Origin of the sequence: Undibacterium sp. Tian12W, assembly GCF_049339405.1 — a bacterium.
Classification (GTDB): Bacteria; Pseudomonadota; Gammaproteobacteria; order Burkholderiales; family Burkholderiaceae_D; genus Undibacterium.
In genome coordinates this window covers 353,377-374,106 of record NZ_JBMPPK010000001.1, presented here as the reverse complement: position 1 = coordinate 374,106, position 20,730 = coordinate 353,377, and the positions used below count along the sequence as shown (strand labels likewise).

14 protein-coding genes are annotated in these 20,730 nt (G+C 52.5%); 6 read left to right on the top strand and 8 right to left on the bottom strand.

What is annotated here, in order from left to right; all coding sequences use genetic code 11:
- Window positions 1–101 precede the first annotated feature (101 nt).
- Window positions 102–1,382, bottom strand: a complete 1,281-nt coding sequence (oxlT, locus tag ACO0LI_RS01575; RefSeq protein ID WP_422949621.1) for an oxalate/formate MFS antiporter — start codon at window positions 1,380–1,382, stop codon at window positions 102–104.
- Between the two features lie 227 nt (window positions 1,383–1,609).
- On the opposite strand from oxlT, the gene ACO0LI_RS01570 reads away from it, so the two are divergent.
- The 3 genes from ACO0LI_RS01570 (at window position 1,610) to ACO0LI_RS01560 (ending at window position 5,014) form a co-directional block, all read left to right on the top strand.
- A complete protein-coding gene (locus tag ACO0LI_RS01570; protein WP_422949620.1) occupies window positions 1,610–2,398 on the top strand; it encodes a fumarylacetoacetate hydrolase family protein in 789 nt (262 codons plus the stop codon).
- Complete coding sequence (locus ACO0LI_RS01565) at window positions 2,395–3,393, top strand: 2-dehydropantoate 2-reductase (RefSeq protein WP_422949619.1); 999 nt, start codon at window positions 2,395–2,397, stop codon at window positions 3,391–3,393. The genes ACO0LI_RS01570 and ACO0LI_RS01565 overlap by 4 nt, the downstream gene beginning before the upstream one ends.
- A gap of 94 nt (window positions 3,394–3,487) precedes the next feature.
- Complete coding sequence (locus tag ACO0LI_RS01560) at window positions 3,488–5,014, top strand: acyl--CoA ligase (RefSeq protein ID WP_423030304.1); 1,527 nt, start codon at window positions 3,488–3,490, stop codon at window positions 5,012–5,014.
- A gap of 70 nt (window positions 5,015–5,084) precedes the next feature.
- On the opposite strand, the gene ACO0LI_RS01555 is transcribed toward ACO0LI_RS01560, so the two are convergent.
- Window positions 5,085–5,897, bottom strand: a complete 813-nt coding sequence (locus tag ACO0LI_RS01555) for a phosphate/phosphite/phosphonate ABC transporter substrate-binding protein (protein ID WP_423030302.1) — start codon at window positions 5,895–5,897, stop codon at window positions 5,085–5,087.
- 481 nt (window positions 5,898–6,378) lie between these two features.
- On the opposite strand from ACO0LI_RS01555, the gene ACO0LI_RS01550 reads away from it, so the two are divergent.
- On the top strand, window positions 6,379–7,269 hold the full coding sequence (locus ACO0LI_RS01550; RefSeq protein WP_423030300.1) for a dienelactone hydrolase family protein: 891 nt from the start codon (window positions 6,379–6,381) through the stop codon (window positions 7,267–7,269).
- Window positions 7,270–7,273: 4 nt separating this feature from the next.
- Here ACO0LI_RS01550 and ACO0LI_RS01545 read toward each other — a convergent pair whose 3' ends face one another.
- Genes ACO0LI_RS01545 through ACO0LI_RS01530 form a run of 4 tightly spaced genes read right to left on the bottom strand, consistent with a single transcriptional unit; the run spans window position 7,274 to window position 16,345 of the window.
- Complete coding sequence (locus ACO0LI_RS01545) at window positions 7,274–8,734, bottom strand: efflux transporter outer membrane subunit (protein WP_423030298.1); 1,461 nt, start codon at window positions 8,732–8,734, stop codon at window positions 7,274–7,276.
- 8 nt (window positions 8,735–8,742) lie between these two features.
- Window positions 8,743–11,856, bottom strand: a complete 3,114-nt coding sequence (locus ACO0LI_RS01540) for a multidrug efflux RND transporter permease subunit (RefSeq protein WP_423030296.1) — start codon at window positions 11,854–11,856, stop codon at window positions 8,743–8,745.
- Window positions 11,857–11,860: 4 nt separating this feature from the next.
- Window positions 11,861–14,965, bottom strand: coding sequence for an MdtB/MuxB family multidrug efflux RND transporter permease subunit (locus ACO0LI_RS01535; RefSeq protein ID WP_423030490.1), 3,105 nt, complete (start codon window positions 14,963–14,965; stop codon window positions 11,861–11,863).
- Window positions 14,966–14,998: 33 nt separating this feature from the next.
- The gene (locus ACO0LI_RS01530) at window positions 14,999–16,345 is read right to left on the bottom strand and encodes an MdtA/MuxA family multidrug efflux RND transporter periplasmic adaptor subunit (protein ID WP_423030294.1); all 1,347 of its coding nucleotides are present in this window, start codon (window positions 16,343–16,345) and stop codon (window positions 14,999–15,001) included.
- Between the two features lie 497 nt (window positions 16,346–16,842).
- Between ACO0LI_RS01530 and ACO0LI_RS01525 the strand changes: the two genes are divergently transcribed.
- On the top strand, window positions 16,843–17,211 hold the full coding sequence (locus ACO0LI_RS01525; RefSeq protein ID WP_423030292.1) for a hypothetical protein: 369 nt from the start codon (window positions 16,843–16,845) through the stop codon (window positions 17,209–17,211).
- 78 nt (window positions 17,212–17,289) lie between these two features.
- Here the strand turns inward: ACO0LI_RS01525 and ACO0LI_RS01520 are convergent, their stop codons facing one another.
- Both ACO0LI_RS01520 and ACO0LI_RS01515 read right to left on the bottom strand, forming a co-directional pair.
- Complete coding sequence (locus ACO0LI_RS01520; RefSeq protein ID WP_423030290.1) at window positions 17,290–18,861, bottom strand: oleate hydratase; 1,572 nt, start codon at window positions 18,859–18,861, stop codon at window positions 17,290–17,292.
- Between the two features lie 280 nt (window positions 18,862–19,141).
- A complete protein-coding gene (locus ACO0LI_RS01515) occupies window positions 19,142–19,483 on the bottom strand; it encodes a four-helix bundle copper-binding protein (protein WP_422949609.1) in 342 nt (113 codons plus the stop codon).
- Window positions 19,484–19,835: 352 nt separating this feature from the next.
- On the opposite strand from ACO0LI_RS01515, the gene ACO0LI_RS01510 reads away from it, so the two are divergent.
- Complete coding sequence (locus ACO0LI_RS01510; protein WP_423030288.1) at window positions 19,836–20,639, top strand: beta/gamma crystallin-related protein; 804 nt, start codon at window positions 19,836–19,838, stop codon at window positions 20,637–20,639.
- Window positions 20,640–20,730: the final 91 nt, after the last annotated feature.

Here is a 20,730-nt window from a genome sequence, read left to right as displayed (position 1 = left end):
AGATCTGCCCGCATACAGACGTAAAAAAACCGCAGTGATAGTGGTTCCTGCTTTACCACTATCACCACGGCTTCTTCAAACTCTCAGTAAATTATTAATGCTTACTGCAAATTACGCATGCGTGCACGCATGGGTTTGAGTACGGCCAGCGCCATGATGGCGGCCAGGGCATTTAAGCCTGCGGCTATATAAAACACTTCGTGCCAGCCTTTATAGGCCTCTACAACATACACAGACAGTGGCACCAGCAAGGATGCCGTACCCTTGGCGGTGTATAGCAGACCGGCATTGGTTGCAGCGAATTTACTGCCAAAGGTGTCACCACAAGTGGACGGGAAGAGGCTATAGATTTCACCCCAGCCAAAAAATACCAGACCAGTCAGCAAGACGAAAAGGACAGGGTCCTTACCAAAGATGCTCAATGCGAAGATACCTACTGCTTCCATCGCAAAAGCGATAAACATGGTGTTTTCACGACCGATATTGTCAGATACCCAGCCAAAGAAAGGGCGGGTGATGCCGTTGAAAATACGGTCCAGTGAAAGAGCAAAGGTCAGGGCAGGCAAGGTGAAGCCTATCAGCGATACCGGAATTTCAGCAATTTTGAAATCCTTGGCAATAGGGGCCAGTTGCGCAGTGGCGACCAGGCCGCCAGCAGCCATCATGACAAACATCAGATACATGACCCAGAACACCGGTGTCTTGATCATTTGCTTCCAGGTGAAATCTACTTTGGTCTGGCTGACACGTGCTGCTGGTGCTGCGGTAGTCGGAGCAGTCTTTGGTGTGCTCAACAAGAAGGACAGCAAGAATACCACCAGGCCCTGGCCCAGGCCAAAATACAGGAAGGCTGATTCATAGCCGGTGTTTTTGATCATGGCTGAAATTGGGATGATGGTCAGCGCCGATCCCATGCCAAATCCGGCGGCGGTCAGGCCTGCTGCCAGCCCGCGGCGGTCAGGGAACCATTTGAGCGCATTGCCCACGCAGGTGCCATATACCGCACCTGCGCCAATACCGCCGATTGCTGCAGCGAGATACAGTATCGTCAGGGAATCCGCATAGGAGTTCATGATCCAGGCCACGCCTATCAGCAAACCACCGACCATCACGACAGGGCGGGGACCGAATTTATCAACCAGATAGCCTTCTACCGGCACCAGCCAGGTTTCGGTCAGAACAAAGATGAAGAAGGCAACCTGTATGGCTTTGCGGCCCCAATGGTATTTTTGATCAAGGGGATCGACAAACAAGGTCCAGCCGTATTGCAGATTGGCGATCATCGCCATGCATATGATGCCTAGCAATAATTGCAGCCAGCGGTACTGCGAGGCGGTTGCTACCAGAGGAAGTTCTGGCTTGAGGGATATTTCCGGAGTCATGCGCCTGTCCTTTAATCAAAATCTGAGAGGTGAATAGAAGCAATGCTGGGTCATACTGGAGGTACAGAATCATATGCAAAAAATTTTGTCGAATTTGCTAGCCGATTCGACTAGACTATCATAAGGCATTTAAAGCTATTTAACAAAAATACCTTTAGCATATGCTTATTTGTTAAGAAGTTAAATCTGCTGCAACATCCTTAGATATTCAAACTATCTTTATCGATATGACACATTGGTTACGCTTTGAACATGAAAATCAGTCTGGCTTTGGTAGCCTTGAAGCTGGCATCATCACTGTTTGCGAAGGAGATTTATTCACGAACCCCATACCCACAGGACAGACACTGGCACTGAGTGAAGTGCGCCTGCTCACGCCCAGTCAGGCTTCAAAAATGATAGGCCTGTGGAATAATTACCACGAGCTGGCAGGCAAGCTGGGCCAGGCCATTCCTGCTGAACCTTTATACTTCATCAAGACTTCCAATTCCTACCTGCCGCACGATGGCATCATCAAACGTCCACCCGCATATGAAGGCAAAATCCTGTACGAAGGCGAGCTGGGCATCGTCATCGGCAAGACCTGTAGCAATGTCAGCGAAGACGAGGCTGCTGCCAGCATTTTCGGCTACACCTGTGTCAACGATGTGACAGCGTTAGAATTATTGCAACGTGATGCCAGCTTCGCTCAATGGTGCAGGGCAAAGAGCTGCGACAGCTTTGGCGTGTTCGGGCCTGTGATCGCTACCGGGCTGGACGCACAAACTTTGACGGTCAAGACATTGTTAAACGGCAAGGAGCGGCAAAATTATTCCTGCCGCGATATGATCTTTAATCCGGCACAGATCGTCAGCATGATTTCACGCGAGATGACATTGTTTGCGGGCGATGTCATTGCCTGCGGTACTTCGACAGGCGCAGGCCCCATGCGTAGCGGCCAGGTGGTAGAAATTGTGATAGATGGCATAGGCAGTTTGCGGAACAGTTTTGACAGTCTTGAGGATAAAAATATATGAAGATAGCGGTAGTGGGTGCAGGTGCAATTGGCGGCTACCTGGCAGTAAAACTTGCGCAGGCCGGGCATGAAGTCAGCGTCGTGATACGCGGTGCCAACTTGCAGGCCGTGCGTGAAAACGGCATGAAACTGATCATGGATGATGGCAGCGAACATGTGGCAAACATCTTCGCTTCTGACCGTATTGCTGATTTGCCGGTACAGGATGTCGTCATCCTTGGCATGAAGGCGCATCAGGTTGCGGCAGTGGCTGCCGACATACCTGCCTTGCTGGGGCCAGAATCCATCGTCGTGACAGCGCAGAATGGTGTGCCCTGGTGGTATTTCCAAAAACATGGCGGTGACTATGAAGGGCGCAGGGTAGAAGCGGTTGATCCTGGTGGTGTGGTTACTGCTCACATAGACATCAACAAAGTCATAGGCTGCATCATTTACCCCGCTTGTGAAATCATTGCGCCGGGTGTCATCAAGCACATAGAAGGTAACCGTTTTTCACTCGGTGAGATTGATGGCAGCGATACGCCACGCATACGCGAGTTGGCGGATGCTTTGCGCCAGGCGGGTTTCAAGACGCCGATCTCGTCTGACATCCGTTCAGAAATCTGGCTCAAGCTCTGGGGTAACCTGAGCTTCAACCCTATCAGTGCATTGACGCATGCGACACTGGTAGATATCTGCGAATTTGCACCTGTACGTGAACTGGTCGCCCGCATGATGCGGGAAGGCCAGGCGATAGGCGAAAAGCTGGGCGTGAATTTCAAAGTCAGCATAGACAAGCGTATCGCCGGTGCTGCTGCTGTCGGCAAACACAAGACTTCCATGTTGCAGGATATTGAAGCTGGCCGCCCCATAGAACTTGAGGCGTTGGTGGGTACTGTCATAGAAATGGGCAGGATCACTGATACGCCTACGCCGAATATAGAAGCAGTGTATGCATTGACTGCACTGCTGGCACGTACGGTGCAAGAACAAAATGGCAAACTGCGTATTCAGTAGTAATTGAGCAGTAGTAATTACGCAGTAAACAGAAGAAGTAAGCGACTGAACTGTACTGCATCACAGGATTTACTTTTTATCATAGAAAGCAATCATGCAAAGATTTTCTACACTCGTCGAATTGCTTGCCGTCGGCGCTGACGATGCCATCGCATTGCAGGCACCAGGTGCCAAACCCCTGACTTACCATGGCCTGCGCGCCAACCAGCAAAAGACCCTGGCTGCCCTGAACAGCTTTGGCATAGGCCGCCAGGACAGGGTTGCCATTGTCCTGCCAAATGGCCCTGAAATGGCCAGTGCCTTTGTCAGCATCGCGGCGGCTGCTACTGCCGCTCCGCTGAATCCTGTCTATCGTGCGGATGAATTTGAATTTTATCTGTCTGACCTGCACGCCAAAGCGCTGGTGGTGGAGAAGGGCAGTACTTCACCTGCACTGGCCATCGCCGACAAACTCAAGATACAAGTACTGGAACTGACACCCAGTGACGAGGGCATAGGTGCATTTACGCTGACGCAAGTCAATCCGCCAGCTGTCACCGGTGCATCTTTTACCCCTGGCCCAGCTGCGCCTGAAGATATAGGCCTGATATTGCATACATCAGGCACCACCTCGCGTCCCAAGATCGTGCCACTGTCGAACATCAACATCTGCGCCTCTGGCGGTAATGTGCGCGACAACCTGCAATTAACTGCGGCTGACCGTGGTCTCAATATCATGCCACTGTTCCATATCCACGGCCTGATCGCGGGTTTGCTGGCACCCTTGTCCGCTGGCAGCAGTATCTTTTGCACACCAGGTTTTAATGCCCTGAAATTCTTTGGCTGGATGACAGAGGCCAAGCCCACCTGGTACACCGCCGTACCGACCATGCACCAGACCATCGTTGCGCGGGCAGCACAAAATCATGAGGTGATTGCGGCCAATCCCTTGCGCTTCATACGTTCATCATCATCGTCGATGCCACCACAAGTCATCAGCGAGCTTGAAGCTGCTTTCAAGACGCCCTTGATTGAAGCCTATGGCATGACAGAGGCAGCGCATCAGATGGCCAGTAACCCGTTGCCACCTGCCAGGCGCATACCCGGTTCAGTCGGCATTGCCGCCGGCCCCGAAGTCGCCATCATGGATACAGAAGGTAATTTGCTGGAACGTGGCCTGACAGGTGAAATCGTTATCCGTGGCCCGAATGTGACGGCAGGCTATGAAAATAATCCCAAAGCCAATGCAGAAGCCTATACCAATGGCTGGTTCCGTACTGGTGATCAGGGCATCATGGATGTGGATGGCTATCTCAGCATCACTGGCCGCCTTAAAGAAATCATTAGCCGCGGCGGTGAGAAAATTTCTCCGCGTGAAGTGGATGAAATCCTCATGGATCATCCTGCGGTACAACAGGTCGTCACCTTTGGCATCCCCCATGAAAAACTGGGTGAAGAAGTTGGTGCTGCCGTGGTGCTGCGTGAAGGCACAAGCGCCACAGAAAAAGAATTGCGCGAATTCGCAGCTGTGCGCCTGGCGGATTTCAAGATACCGCGCAAGATTTTATTTCTGGAAGAAATACCCAAAGGTGCGACAGGAAAATTACAGCGCATAGGTCTGGCGGCCAAGCTGGGTCTGTAAAGCAGTTCATATCCGCGACATGCAAAAGGGGCACAGATTTTATCTGTGCCCCTTTTTTTACCTGCAGATTTTACAGACTCAGCCGCTTGGTCGCTTCTGTCATGACTGCATTATCCCAGGGTACAAAGCCCTTCATGTTGATACCTTTAAGTGCAGTTTTGCCAGCTTCAGTTTCACTAAGTTTGAGCAAGAGATTCTGTACCTTGTCACGCTGTTCGGTACTGAGCTTGCGGGATACCAGAAATTGCTTGATAGGGACAGGCTTTGTTTCACCTACCACACGGCCACCTTTGGCAACCCAGTCTTTGATGACTGTACCAGAGGCTGTTACGCCAGCTTCAACAAAGCCATTCTCCACCATGAAGGGCACAGCATCCTGGAAACGCGTAGCGCTAAAACGTGAGGCCGGGTCACGAAAGCCCAGTTCAGTCAGGTTGGCGGTGAACATGACAGTCGTAATGGATTCCAGCGATGGAACCCCAATTTTTTTGTCGCGCAGGTCAGCTATGGTTTTTACCGCAGAATCCTTTTTGACGAATACGCGGGCACGGTAGTCGGTATAGTCCTTGGCACTGGCCAGCCCCACATATTTGCCACTCTTGACTGCACGCAAGCCTATGTGAGCAGGATGGATAAAGACCAGGTCATAGCGCTCGGCATCAAGCCCTGCTTCGAAGTTACTGTATCTGTCTACCGCCTGTACCTTGACGGGATGCTTGAGTTCTTTTTCCAGTAAATCTACCAGGGGTTTGTAGCGTTCAGCGATAGGGCTGCCATCTTGGTAGGTGACACCTTCATTGACTGCAAATACCCACTCCTGGGCACTGCTGGCCTGTGCTGCGAGCGTGAGTGATGCAAAGATAAGAGCGCGTAGGGAAAGCATGGAGGATATCCAAAATAATGATTAGAAGAAAGAAATTGTAAGTATTTTAATGGATTTTACTAAACTCGCAACTTTTTCTGAAATTTCACCAGAAGATTGAAGACTACCGATATGCTTTCAAACATATGAATTGGCGAGTATTTGAGTGTGGACAAGACGGAGTGATGTTCTCGATGCTGCTCTCAGGTTTTCGGTTACAGGTATTATTTCGCTTACAGGTATTAATCAGCGGCTTACAGGTTGATATTGGTCTTGTGTGATTGGTCTTGCCTGAATTCATCCTGCATATTGCTGTCAGGCAGCTTGAGGTGGCGATACGGTATCCTGCAATGAAAAAGATGCCAGTGTGTCGTTGTGAAATGGGTAATATGATGCAAGGGCTTTATCGAATGTCAGCATAGTCACGCCAGCTTGTGTCTGCCAAGTCAGTTGCTGCCTTGCAAATAAACCCGACAAAATTAATATCACTCAGGAGAATAAGATGCCCCATCAAAGCTCAGATGATTTCAAGCCAGAAGTATTACAACTGTTTGACCAGTATGTTCATGGACAAATCGACAGGCGTGGGTTTTTGCAGTCGGCCAGTAAGTTTGCCGTCGGTGCGGTAACGGCAGAAGTATTGTTGCAGCAGTTAAGTCCTAATTTTGCCCAAGCACAACAAGTGCCCAAGACGGATGCGCGCATACAGGCGCGCTATGTTGAATATCCATCGCCACAGGGTTATGGCACTTTGCGCGGTTATCTGGTCACGCCAGCAGATGCGAAAGGCAAATTGCCTACAGTGCTGGTCGTGCATGAAAACCGCGGCTTGAACCCGCACATAGAAGACATCGCTCGCCGTCTTGCACTGGAAGGCTTTATCGCCTTTGCGCCAGATGCTTTGGCACCATTGGGTGGTTACCCCGGTGATGAAGAAAAAGCCCGCGAACTCTTCCCCAAACTTGATCAGACCAAGACCCGCGCTGACTTCCTGGAAGCAGCAGCGATCTTGAAAAAACTGCCAGAAGGGAATAGCAAGGTTGGTGTCGTTGGTTTTTGCTATGGCGGTAGTATTTCCAATTTCCTCGCGACCAGAATTTCCGATCTTGCTGCTGCTGTCCCTTTCTATGGCGGACAACCAACAGAGGAGGATGCCGCTAAAATCAAAGCCCCTCTACTCATCCATTACGCCGGAGTCGATGAACGTGTCAACGCCGGATGGCCAAAGTATGAGGCCGCACTGAACAAGGCTGGCGTCAAATACCAGGCTTTTGTTTATGCCGGTGCCCAACATGGCTTTAATAATGATACGACGCCTCGTTATGACCAGGCCGCAGCAACACTGGCATGGCAGCGCACTCTTGATTTTCTTAAAACCAATTTAAGAGCCTGACGTATTATTTTTGCCAGCGACCACCGATATTTTTCAACAAGATATTAGTAGCCGCAAGCTGGCGGTTGCGTATTGACAGCAAATTGGATTCACTGGACAAGGCAGCATTCTGCGATGTGACTACATTCAGGTAACTGACTGTGCCTGCCTTGTATTGTTCCTGCGTGATTTCAAGGTTGCGCTGGGCTGCCTGTAAGGCTTCTGTCTGTAATTGCAGTTCTGCATCCAGCTGTTCCAGCACGACCAGATTGTCTTCCACTTCCTGCAATGAGGTCAGTACTGTCTGGCGATAAGTGGAGGCGGCGATATCTGCCGCTGCACGTGCCTGGTCACTGGCCAACTGGCGTGCTCCACCATCAAAAATAGACAGCAATAGCGAAGGGCCCAGCGACCAGACCAGGTTAGGCGCATCGATTAATTTACTCAGGGAAGAACTGCGGTAACCCGCGTTGGCCGACAAGCTGATGTCAGGGAAGAAAGCTGCATCCTTGATGCCTATCTGGGCATAGGCAGCCACCAGCTTGCGTTCAGCCGCTGCGACATCGGGCCTGCGCTCCAGCAAGGTTGCCGGTATCAGCACTGGCACGGCTGGCGCTGCTGGCAAGGTGGCGGTATTGTTGATATTCAGTGCTGCTGGTGTTACGCCCAGCAGCACGGCAATCGCATGTTCGAGTTGGGCTCTTTGTGCTAGGGCATCTTTCAATTGCACCTGACCGGTTGTTACTTGTATTTTGGCTTGCAAGACGTCGCTTTGCCCAGCGACGCCGGACTGATACCTGGCTTCGGTCAATTCCAGGCTGCGCTGATTTGAGGCGGTAGTTCTTTGCAATATGGCTTGCTGGGCCTCGGCAACGCGCATGGCGAAATAGGTTTGTGCCAGCGTTGCATGGGCGGACAGGCGCGCCGCGTCATAGTCATCACGGCTGGCTTGCAGGTTGGCGTTGGCTACATCAGTGGCTTTGGACAACCTGCCCCATAAATCAATTTCCCACGATGTATCGACAGCGAGCGAATAACTATTGCTGGTAGTGCGGCCATTCTGGCCTGAACCAGGATTGCCGCTGCGCGTGCCGCCCGCATTCAGTGACACGGTAGGCCACAATGCAGACTGGCTGGCTTTCAGCACCGCCTTGGCATTGGCGATCTGGGCGGCGGCTGATTTCAGGTTTTCATTGCCCAGCAATAGCTTTTGTTGCAGATCATTGAGGACAGGGTCATTGAACATTTCCCACCACGATTCTGGCACTGCAGCTTCAGAACCGGCGCGTGTCGCCTGCGCTGATTTCCAGTAACTGGCTTCCTTGAATTCTGCGGTCAGTGGGACAGTGGCCGATGGCGGTGCTTTGGTCTGTGCGCAGGCAGATAGCAGCAAGACCAGAGTCAATGCACTCAGACGAGTAAAGGACAGGCGTGGCAAAGAGAAACTTGTAAAAGATGCAGGACGTAAGTCAATATTTTTTTTCATAATCGCTCTCATGCAATATCCAAAGCGCCTGCGCTCTCGACTGCTTTGACTGGTTTTTTCTTGCGACGTAATCTGTCCATGCAGACAAACACGACAGGCGTGGTGTACAGGGTCAGCAACTGGCTCAACAACAGGCCGCCGACGATGGCTATGCCCAGCGGCTGGCGTAATTCAGCACCATCACCTGTGCCCAGTGCCAGTGGCACGGCACCAAAGATTGCTGCCAGGGTAGTCATCAGGATAGGGCGCAGGCGCAGCAGGCTGGCGCGGTAAATTGCCGCACCGGCAGTTACGCTGCTGCCGCGACTGTTGGCTTCATGTTGCGCAGAAATCGCAAAATCGATCATCATGATGGCATTTTTCTTGACGATGCCTATCAGCAGTACCACACCGATCAGGGCGATGATGGAAAAATCAGTCTTGAACAACATCAGTGCCAGCAAGGCACCGATGCCTGCCGAGGGAAGAGTTGAGAGTATGGTCAGTGGATGGATGAGGCTTTCATACAGCATGCCCAGCACCAGGTAGATGGTGATAATGGCGGCCAGCACCAGCAGCGGCTGGCTGCTCAGGGAGGACTGGAAAGCCTGCGCCGTTCCTTGGAAACTACCATGCACGGATATCGGCACACCGAGTTTGGCAATGGTGTCATTAATCGCATCAACCGCCTGTGACAAGGCGACATCCGGTGCCAGGTTGAAGCTGATGGTGCTGGCTGGCGAGCCACTCTGGTGATTCACAGCCAGAGGCGTATTGGTGGTCTCCACCTTTGCCACGCTGGCCAGGGGTATGCGCACACCCTTGGAGGTAGTGACATACAGGCTCTTCAAACTCTCGGGGCTTTGCAGATAGGCAGGTGCCAGTTCCATTACTACGCGATATTGATTCAGCGGGTTATAGATGACACCGATCTGGCGCTGCCCAAAGGCATCATTGAGTGTGCTGTCGATGGCGCTGACGGTCAAACCCAGTCTGGCCACGGCATCACGGTCTATCACCAGCGAAGTCTGTATGCCCTTGTCCTGCTGGTCGCTATTCAGGTCAGCCAGTTCAGGCAATTGCGACAAGGCCTTGCGTATGCGTGGTTCCCAGGTGCGCAGGTCGGTCAGGTCATCTGCCTGCAAGGCATATTGCCATGCAGCGTTACTTTGCCGGCCACCGATACGGATATCCTGTACCGGCGACAAAAACAGATTGGCCCCCGGCAAATGGGCGAGCTTGCCACGCAGGCGGTTGATGACCTGATCTACACTCTCTTCACGCTCAGTCCTGGGCTTAAGTGATATAAACATGTTCGCGCTATTGCGCTGGCCGCCACCGGTAAAGCCGGTGGCATTGGCGACTGCAGGGTCGGCCAGCACTATCTTGCTGAAAGCATTCAGTTTTTCCTGCATGGAGGTGAAAGAGCTGGCCTGGTCCGCCTGTACGCCCCCCATCATCAAGCCAGTATCCTGTTGCGGAAAAAAGCCTTTGGAGATCGTGATGTACAGCGACACATTCAGCGCAATCACGCCTGCCAGTACCAGCAGCGTCAATGGCTGATGCCGCAAGGTCCAGCGCAGGCTACGGCGGTAACCACGCATCAGGCCGCGCTGGAAGCGGGAAAGTGCGCGTGAGAATCTACCCGGTGCCTTGGCTTTTTCCACAGGCCGCAACAATGCCGCTGCCATCATGGGCGTGGTGGTCAGCGATACCAGCATGGACACCAGGATAGACACTGACAACACCACCGCAAACTCACGGAACAAGCGCCCGACTATGCCACCCATCGCCAGGATGGGGATGAAGGCCGCAATCAATGACAGGCTGATGGAGACGACTGTAAAGCCAATTTCGCGCGCACCCTGCAATGCTGCCTCCATCGGCGTCTTGCCACGTTCTATATGCCGCGAAATATTTTCCAGCACGACGATCGCATCATCCACCACAAAACCGGTAGCCACTGTCATCGCCATGAGCGAGAGATTATCTATACTGTAACCGAGCAAATACATGACGCCGAAAGTGCCAGCCAGTGAAACCGGCACTGCCACTGCGGGTAACAGGGCCGCGCGAAAATTACGCAAGAACGCGAACACCACCACGATAACCAGGCCAAAGGCAATCGCCAGTGTACGCTGCACTTCAGTGATGGATGCGCGTATGGTTGGCGTCCTGTCCATGACCACATTCACATCAATAGCTGGTGCGATGGAAGCGCGCAATTGTGGCAACAGGCCGCGTATGGTATCGACAGTCTTGATGATGTTGGCACCGGGTGCCTTGTTCAGTATCAGCAAAATCGCGGGTGTACCATTCGCCATGCCGTAATTGCGCACGTCCTGTACGCTATCGACCACTTCAGCGACGTCACGCAGGCGCAGTGCGGCACCATTGGCATAGCTGATGATCAGCGGTGCATATTGCTCTGCTTTATAAGACTGATCATTGGCACTGAGCTGCCAGTAATGCTGCTGGTCTTCGACTGAACCCTTGGGGCGGTTGGCATTGCTGGCCACCACCGTAGCGCGTACATTTTCCAGAGAAATACCATTCGCTGCCAGCTTGTTGGGATCCACCTCTATGCGCACCGCAGGCAATGCACCACCACCTATGCTGACCTGGCCTATGCCATCGACCTGGGACAGGCGTTGTGCCAGCACGGTAGAGGCGGCATCATACATCTGGCCGCGTGTCAGTGTCTTGGATGTCAACGCGATAATCATCACCGGCGCATCAGCAGGATTGACTTTACGGTAAGTCGGGTTGCTGGGCATGCCTGACGGCAGCATGGCGCGCGCCGCATTGATACCGGCCTGTACATCCCGTGCTGCGCCATCAATATCCCGGCTCATGTCGAACTGCAGGGTAATGCGCGAACTTCCCAGTGACGATGATGAAGTGATTTCATTGACACCGGCAATGCTGCCCAGCGCACGTTCCAGCGGTGTGGCAACGGTGGCTGCCATGGTATCCGGGCTGGCACCCGGCAATGAGGCATTGACCGAGATGGTAGGAAACTCAACCTGCGGCAAGGGCGCGATAGGCAGCAAAAAGTACGCGATGATACCCGCCAGCGCCACACCCAGGGTAATGAGTGCAGTGCCAACCGGACGTTCTATGAAGGGGCGGGAAAGATTCATCTGCTCACGCCGCAGTTTCTGTTGCAGTTTCTGAACCTGGCTTGCGGGCAAACCTGCTGGCCAGCGCCGTGAAGCCAAGATAAATCACCGGCGTCGTGAACAGGGTCAGCAACTGGCTGACGATCAGGCCACCGACCATGACCACACCCAGAGGATGACGCAATTCACTGCCCACGCCCGAACCCAGCATCAGTGGCAAAGCACCCAGCAAGGCTGCCATGGTGGTCATCAGGATGGGGCGGAAGCGCAGCAGGCAAGCCTTGTGGATGGCTTCACGCGGATTCAGGCCTTCTTCACGCTGCGCATACAAGGCAAAATCGATCATCATGATGGCATTCTTCTTGACGATACCGATCAGCAGCACGATACCGATGATGGCGATGATACCCAGGTCCAGCCTGAATGCCAGCAAGGCCAGCAAGGCTCCCAGACCTGCCGACGGCAAGGTAGAAAGTATGGTCAGCGGATGTATATAGCTTTCATACAAGACACCCAGCACGATATACATGGTGACTATCGCTGCCAGTATCAGCAACAGGGTGCTGGATAGCGATGCCTGGAAAGCCAGCGCCGCACCCTGGAAGCTGGTTTCTACACTGACTGGCAAATGCAAGGCGGCTTCTTCTGCTTTTATCGCATTGACTGCATCACCCAATGCCGCACCCTGGGCGAGGTTGAATGAAATAGTCGCTGCAGGGAATTGCGCTGCATGGTTGACTGCCAGTGGCGCTATCCTCTCCACCACTCTGGCGACGGAAGACAGTGGCACCTGTACGCCGTTCGTACCCGGTACATACAGGTTATTCAGCGCATCCATCCCAACTTTATATTGCGGTGCCACTTCCAGCACCACGCGGTACTGGTTACTTTGGGTGAAAATCGTCGAGATCAGGCGCTGGCCAAAGGCGTTGTACAGCGAGTTATCTATCGCTGCGACACTGACGCCAAAGCGGCCTGCGGCATCTCTGTCTATATCCACATAGGCTTGCAGGCCCAGCTCTTGCTGGTCACTGGCGACATCGGCCAGTTGTGGGAGCTTGCGCAAACGTTCGAGCAGGGCGGATGTCGAGCGCGACAGTTCAGCAATATCGGGCGAGCTCAGCATGAACTGGTACTGCGTCTTGGCTATCCTGTCTTCTATGGTCAGATCCTGCACTGCCTGCATATAGATGGCGATGCCTGGTACCTTGCGCGTCAGCTCAGCCAGGCGTCTTGCGATCTGGGTAGCAGAGATCACGCGTACATTCAGCGGCTTCAGCACGATCAGCATGCGGCCTGCATTCAGGGTGGCGTTTGCACCATCCACGCCGATGAAAGAAGATACGCTTTCCACCGCCGGATCAGTCAAAATCATGCTGGCCAGCGCTTGCTGGTGTTCTGCCATGGCGGCAAACGAAGTGGATTGCGCTGCTTCGGTAATGGCCTGTATCTGGCCGGTATCCTGGACAGGAAAGAAACCCTTGGGGACAAAGATGTACAGCAAACCAGTCAGAGCCAGTGTCGCCACAAACACCAGCATGGTGGTTTTTTGCCTGTCCAATACCCAGGTCAGCATGCGGCCATAGCCTGCAATGGTCTGGTCAAACATGCGGCCCACGGCACGCTTGACCGGGCCAAAGTCTTCTTCTTTTTCATGATGTAAAAGACGGGCGCACATCATTGGTGTCAAGGTCAGGGACACGAAGGCAGAAATCAATATCGAGACAGCCAGCGTAATCGCAAATTCATGGAACAGACGGCCCACCACATCGCCCATGAACAGCAGCGGTATCAATACCGCAATCAGGGAAACGGTGAGGGAAATGATGGTGAAGCCTATTTGCTGCGATCCCTTTAGTGCGGCTGCCATTGGCGACTCGCCTTCTTCGACATAACGGGCGATGTTTTCTATCATGACAATCGCATCATCAACCACAAAGCCCGTCGAGATCACCAGCGCCATCAGGGTCAGGTTGTTGAGTGAAAAACCTATCATGTACATGACGCCAAAGGTGCCTATCAGTGACAAGGGAACGGCAACACTGGGGATGATGGTGGCTGGCACACTGCGCAAGAACACAAAGATCACGAATACCACCAGGCCTATGGCCAGCAGCAGTTCTATTTGCACATCATCAACAGAGGCGCGTATGGTGGTTGTCCTGTCGCTCAGTACCCGCACATCGACAGACCCTGGCATGGCGGCTTGCAAGCTAGGCAGCAGAGCCTTCACGCGGTCTACCGTCTGTATCACATTCGCGCCAGGCTGGCGCTGTACATTGAGAATAACAGCCGGGGCCTTATCTGCCCATGCTGCCAGACGCATGTTCTCGGCATCATCGACCATCGTGGCAACATCACGCAGGCGTATCGGATTACCGTTTTTGTAGGCGAAGATCAGGTTGGCATATTCTGCCGCGCTTTTCATCTGGTCATTTGCATCAATCGTCGAGGCGCGCAGGGGGCCATCAAAACTGCCCTTGGCCTGATTGACGTTGGCGCTGCCTATGGCAGTGCGTAAATCATCCAGCGAGAGACCAAGATTGGCCAGCGCCGTTGGGTTGGCCTGTATCCTGACAGCTGGCCTGCGCCCACCGGCAATACTGACCAGGCCGACGCCACGTACCTGCGAGATTTTTTGCGCCAGACGGCTCTCGACCAGATCATGTATGCGTATCACTGGCAGGGTGGTCGATGAGACCGCGATCGTCAATACCGGTGCGTCCGCAGGATTGACCTTGCTATATACCGGTGGCATAGGCAAATCACTGGGCAGCAGATTGCTGCCCGCATTGATGGCAGCCTGCACTTCTTGCTCGGCTACATCCAGTGAAAGGCTCAACTCGAACCGCAGGGTGATCACAGAGGCACCACCAGAACTGGTCGACGACATTTGTGCCAGGCCCGGCATTTGTCCAAACTGGCGTTCCAGCGGCGCGGTGACTGACGAGGTCATCACATCCGGGCTGGCACCGGGATAAAGCGTGGTCACCTGTATGGTGGGGTAATCGACTTCCGGCAAGGCTGCGATAGGTAACAGGCGGTAAGCCAGCAAACCTGCCAGCAGAATCGCCAGCATCATCAGCGAAGTTGCGACCGGTCTTTCAATAAACAGACGTGAGGGGTTCAGGGTAGCCATGATGTAATGATGAGCTGAGCGCCCTTATTTCCTGGTTTCTGCTGCGGAGGCAGGGACGGGAGCTGATGCCGCTGCTGGAGCTGAAGCAGGCACTGGTGCCGACGCAGATCCTGAAGCAGAAGCGCCGCCTCCCTTGCGTCGTTTGCCACTGCCACCGCGAGGTTCATCACCGCCACCAGGTCTGGCTGATGCCGCGATGACTTCAACCTTGCCACCATCACGCAAACGGTCAGCGCCATCGGTCACCAACTGGTCGCCTGGCCTGAGTTCTGCCTTGACGGCCACCCAGTCACCATCGGTGGCCAGTGTAGTGACAGGCTTTAGCGTAACTACACCGCCTTCACCGACGACATAAACAAAATTACCTACGGTGCCGCGCTGTACCGATGCCACTGGCACTGCCAGCGCGTCTTTCATGGTATCGAGTTGCAAGCGCACATTGACGAATTGGTTGGGGAACAGACCATTGTCCTTGTTCGGGAACAGGGCCTTGACCTTGATTGTGCCTGTCGTCAAATCTATGCTGTTATCGGTGTTGGCGACACTGCCTTCTGCCAGGATATTTTTTTGCTCCCTGTCCCATGCCTCTACCCGCAAAGGCACATCATTCTTCATTTGCTGGCGCAATTTATCGAGGCGTACATCGGGGATGGCAAATACGATGGCAACCGGCTGGGTTTGCGTGATTGATACCAGGCCATTGGTGTCCGAGCTATGCACGATATTACCCAGGTCAGCCTGCTTCAAGCCAGCCAGGCCAGAAATAGGAGCGGTTACGCGGGTATAACTCAACTGCAGTTTTGCATTATCTACTGAGGCCTGGTCAGACAGAATGGTGCCGTGCAGTTGCTGCACCAGTGCTTCTTGCGTATCCATCTGCTGTTTTGGGGCTGCCTGTTTTTCGACCAGGTCTTTGTAGCGCTGGTAATCAAGCTCGGCATTTTTTAACTGCGCCTGGTCACGCGCCAGGGTACCCTGTGCCAGTGACAGGGCAATCTGAAAAGGCTTGGGGTCTATCTGTGCCAGCAACTGCCCGGCCTGTACAGCCTGGCCTTCCTTGAAATAAATCGCCTTGAGTTCGCCATCTGCCTTGGTGCGCACAACAGCAGTGTTGGCGGCAGCAATATTGCCTATCGCCGTGACGATGAGGCGGATGTCGCGCTTTTGCGCAGGCACCACGGATACTGGTTGCACTCTGTTGCCTGCATCACGTCCACCGCCTCGCTTCCCTGAATTCCCTGAAGGGCCATTGCCTGCATCTGCTGGTGCGCTGGCATCAGTGCGGTGGTAATACCACCAGCCACCTGCTGCGACAGCGATTACGACCAATACGGCAGCTGCCGATTTCCAATTGACGATTCTTGATGTCATCTTCATGCCTTTACACTGTCGGTACTGAAACGAATAGCAAATTAATTGGTATCCAGGTGTATCTTGCAGAGAACTTTACGCGCTTTGTTACCGATGAAAAAAGTGATAGCCTGAGCTGCGCAGTTTATTCCATGAGAGTGATAGTGCAGAACAAGCGCTTGCAGCATTAGCAATATTGCAGGAACGGTGAGGCCATCTCAATAATTGCCTATACGTACAGCAATGTCAACGATAGTCTGGCCCGGGGGATTTATACAAAGTCACATACAATCCCACAAGAAACTGAACAGCGCGTCACCCGCAAATCTTGATCATTCTCTCAAGAAACAAGTTCTAGTTGAAACTATACTATCGGAAAACAGGGATTCAATTCAAGGTGGAATTCAATTCGTTACGAAAGTGAGAGAATACGTTACTTGCAAGGGCATGCATTAGGTTAATAATATTTTCATACACGAGATAATCGTTTGCTTATTATCAGTTTTAAGGATGCATGCTTGGAAAACACTATATTTTCAGAATTGAAGTTTTGGCTCATGATGATAGCTTCGGTGGTCATGCCTTTTGGCATCTACAGCTACCTGATATTGAAAAAAGCCATCTCCAAAAAAACCACCCTGATATTTGGTTTTGCCCTGGTTGCCATTGCTGGTATGGACGTTTATTTTCTGAAGGTACTCTCAGCGGCAGCAAAACTGTCGCCCTCACTTGCAGACGACACGATATTTGTCTCGGAGATTTCATTGGCCCTGTATCTCGTGCCTGCCATGTTCGGTGGCATCGGGGTCAATATCATTTCACATGTGCTGATCAAACATCTGGATGAAGCGAACCAGCGATTTAAAAAAGAACATCCTGATTCATGAGCTTTGTGACTGTTGAAGGGCATCAATTTGCAATGCAAGCCCCTCCATGAAGGGTTGCATTGCAGTTGAACGCGGTGCTTATTTAAACGCTTTGACCAGCGCCTCAAACTTCGTTCCCAGCGATTTGTCATGGGCCGTAATCGGCGGTACTTCGCGATTTACACCCAGCAACTGATATACCGCCATCTGGGCAGCACGCACTGAATATTCCACCGTAAAGACCACATCATCCGGCACTTCGACAAACTGGCTGATGAAAGCAAAGTTTTTTGTACCGGGCGGCACAGGCAAAGGCCGGTCGCCAACAGAGCGCGGCATGAACATACTGGTGATGTAAGGCATGCGGCAAGGGATGCAATTGGCATTGTCAAACACTTCGGCATCAAAGCGCAGGTGACCCAGCAATTCCTCAAGAATTTCTGCGCCGCTGCATTCGCTCATGGGTTTCGCCACAAAGTCGCCGATGCGGTCAGGGTAGAGTGCATAACCCCAGAATACCTGGATACCAGCGGGCTGGTTGATGAAATGCGGCTGATGCGCCAGCACGATGGACATCAGCCAGTTGGAATCCTTGAACGTCACCAGCCCGCCAGTGCCGGCTTCATTACCACTGAATTTTTGCATCAGGTCAAAGAAACGCGGATCCTTGAGCGTGACCGTGAAGGATTCCCACCAGGACTGGGCGATGCAGGTATTAAAGGCTGCCGGGTTGCCCATGCCTGGCCTTTCAGCCGCGAGCTGTTCCCACAGGCGCCAGCCGCAACTATCGATCTTGCTGCGCCTTTCCGGCGCACTGCTCATTGAGCCCAGGCTGGACGCATCCGTCATGGAACCGTTTTGCAGGAAAACCAGGTCACCATCAGCAACCGTGATGCTTTCTGTCACGCCGTCACGCAGGCATTCGAGGCCAGTAACCTGGAACTGCTCATTGATCACAGTGTGCGTCAGTTTTTGCACCTCGCAATTCGTGATGAACTGCACACCATTTTGTTTCAACCAGGTTTGCAGTGGCAATACCAGCGAATCATATTGGTTGTAGATGGTACGTTTGACGCCTGCCAGTGTCTCTATGCGCGAAAATTCCATCATGAATCTGTGCAGATAGCGTTTGAACTCAACAGCGCTGTGCCATGGCTGGAATGCAAATGTAGTCGCCCACATGAACCAGAATTCAGTTTCAAAGAAAGAGGGCGACAGCCAGTCAGTAATGGTGCTGTTGCCCATTTCTGCCTCATCTGCCTGGCTCAGTTTGAGCAACTCCATACGGTCTTGCATGGAGAAGCCCATGGACGATACTGGTACCTTGGCGCGGCGCTTATCTACCAGCCTGGCCTTGGAGTTGGACTTGTAATGCTCATTGAATTCGACCGTTTCTTCAAATACCGATCTTCCCGGATTATGCAGCGAGGGGATGGATTTGAACAAATCCCAGGTGCATTCATAATTGTCGGTCGTCAGCATGCGGCCACCGCGTAGTGAATAACCTTGATCTGGGCTGCCAGCACCGTCAAGGCTGCCGCCGAGCAGGGACGTGGCTTCAAGGATGGAGATATTGTCACCCTTGATTTTTCCGTCACGTATCATGAATGCGGCCGCCGCCAGGGAACCGATGCCGCCACCGATCAGATATGCTTTTGTGTTGATAGTCATAATTTCCTTAAACTGTATTGATGTGTTTCGCTTTGACTTATTTGGATGCATGTCGATGCATGTTGATATATGTTGATGTATGGCGATGTATTGCCATGCTGACACGTAAGCAGTTGCATGTTTTGCGCTATGACAAACAACGTAGACAAATGTATTGGGAAAATGTAATGAAAGGGCAAGTACAAGTCTGCCCACTAAGACAACAGATGTGTGGGAACAAGTTTTAAGCTTGTCTCCACATTTCCAGACAGTGATCTGTCAGATCGCTTCGCAGCCAGACCTACATCGATGTGCAGCTATCCGCGCAAGTGCGGCAGGCTTTTGCACACTCACTCATCATGCCGTCGGCATCGCTATGGGCTTCGCAAAATGTGGCGCAAGACAGGCAAATTTCTGCGCATTCACGGGCCAGGTGCATGTGGTGTGGAGAGCGGCGTGCCATGAAATCTGCATGGACCAGGCAAATCTGGGCGCAGTCCAGCAGGCTGACCAGGTGTAATACTTCACTATGATTGCTGTCGCCATGCATGACATGGGCGGCAGCGGTGGTACAGACGCGATGGCATGCCAGACAGTTGGCCAGGCATTGTTCCATTTTCTCATTGAGGGGCGCGAGTTTCATGTTGATTCTCCTGAATGACTGAGTGAGGTCAAGTTAACAAAGGCACGAAGCCAGGGACATGAGAATTTATACGCCGCATTGCCAAAAATGAATGTGCGCTGACGTACATGGCGAGACGTGACCGTGCTTTATAGAATAACTCCCCTAAGAAATCCTTCACGGAAACTGCTTAAAAGAAACTGCAAAGTGTATGTGTGGCAGCGTACAGAACTGGTTTATAAAAAATGGGATGCTATGATTCATGGTGCCCCGGTATGGATATGTCGTTCATGCTGGCTCTCTTGCTAAGTCTGAGTGGCGGGATAGAACCATCCGCCACAGCTTTGTTCAGATTTCAACCTTGGAGAAATAAATGAAACAACAATTAAAATTCATCATCGGTGTGTCAAGCTTGTTACTGGTCGCTCATGCGAGTGCACAAATCGTGTTCTATGAAGGCGAGGGCTTCCGTGGCCGTACCTTTAGCGTCAACGGTCAGCAAAATAATTTCCGCAATAGTGGCTTTAATGACCTGGCATCGTCTGTGGTTGTCAATGGTGGTCGTTGGGAAGTTTGTGACGATGCCAACTTTGGTGGCCGTTGCATGATCCTGAGTAAAGGTAGTTACGACACCCTGTCAGGCATGGGCATGAACAACCGCATATCTTCCGTTCGCCCTGTCAGTGGCAGGGGGCGTTATGATAATGAGATGCAGGCACCGTTGAGCTCACCAAATTATGATTACCGCCGTCGTCCAAATGAAGGTGTGTATGACGCACCAGTGACGTCTGTACGTGCAGTGGTAGGCCCGCCAAATGAGCGCTGCTGGGTAGAACGTCAGCAGGTGCAGTCAGAACGTAGCGAACCAAATGTTGGTGGTGCGATTGCTGGCGCACTGATCGGCGGTATCCTGGGTCATCAGGTCGGTGGTGGTACTGGCCGTGACCTAGCGACTGCAGGTGGTGCTGTGGCTGGTGGTGCACTGGGTGCCAATGCAGGCCGTAGTAACGGCGGCACTTACGAACGCGACGTTCGCCGTTGCCAGACAACAGCCAACACAACACCACAATACTGGGATGTGACTTATAACTACCGTGGTGTAGATCATCATGTGCAAATGAGCTATGCTCCAGGTCCTACCATTGCAGTAAACCGCAATGGCGAACCAAGGCAATAAGTAGTTTTGCAGTAGATTAATTAAGTAATTTTAATTAAGGAAAGCCAGATACTGTAAAGTATCTGGCTTTTTTCTTGTCTGCGATGATGAA

Bases quoted from the DNA above. Each gene is read 5' to 3' on its own strand.
- ACO0LI_RS01510 (WP_423030288.1), top strand. From the start codon at position 19,836: ATGAAACAACAATTAAAATTCATCATCGGTGTGTCAAGCTTGTTACTG.
- ACO0LI_RS01565 (WP_422949619.1), top strand. From the start codon at position 2,395: ATGAAGATAGCGGTAGTGGGTGCAGGTGCAATTGGCGGCTACCTGGCA.
- ACO0LI_RS01515 (WP_422949609.1), bottom strand. From the start codon at position 19,483: ATGAAACTCGCGCCCCTCAATGAGAAAATGGAACAATGCCTGGCCAAC.
- ACO0LI_RS01560 (WP_423030304.1), top strand. From the start codon at position 3,488: ATGCAAAGATTTTCTACACTCGTCGAATTGCTTGCCGTCGGCGCTGAC.
- ACO0LI_RS01520 (WP_423030290.1), bottom strand. From the start codon at position 18,861: ATGACTATCAACACAAAAGCATATCTGATCGGTGGCGGCATCGGTTCC.
- ACO0LI_RS01540 (WP_423030296.1), bottom strand. From the start codon at position 11,856: ATGAATCTTTCCCGCCCCTTCATAGAACGTCCGGTTGGCACTGCACTC.
- oxlT (WP_422949621.1), bottom strand. From the start codon at position 1,382: ATGACTCCGGAAATATCCCTCAAGCCAGAACTTCCTCTGGTAGCAACC.
- ACO0LI_RS01550 (WP_423030300.1), top strand. From the start codon at position 6,379: ATGCCCCATCAAAGCTCAGATGATTTCAAGCCAGAAGTATTACAACTG.
- ACO0LI_RS01570 (WP_422949620.1), top strand. From the start codon at position 1,610: ATGACACATTGGTTACGCTTTGAACATGAAAATCAGTCTGGCTTTGGT.
- ACO0LI_RS01555 (WP_423030302.1), bottom strand. From the start codon at position 5,897: ATGCTTTCCCTACGCGCTCTTATCTTTGCATCACTCACGCTCGCAGCA.
- ACO0LI_RS01530 (WP_423030294.1), bottom strand. From the start codon at position 16,345: ATGACATCAAGAATCGTCAATTGGAAATCGGCAGCTGCCGTATTGGTC.
- ACO0LI_RS01545 (WP_423030298.1), bottom strand. From the start codon at position 8,734: ATGAAAAAAAATATTGACTTACGTCCTGCATCTTTTACAAGTTTCTCT.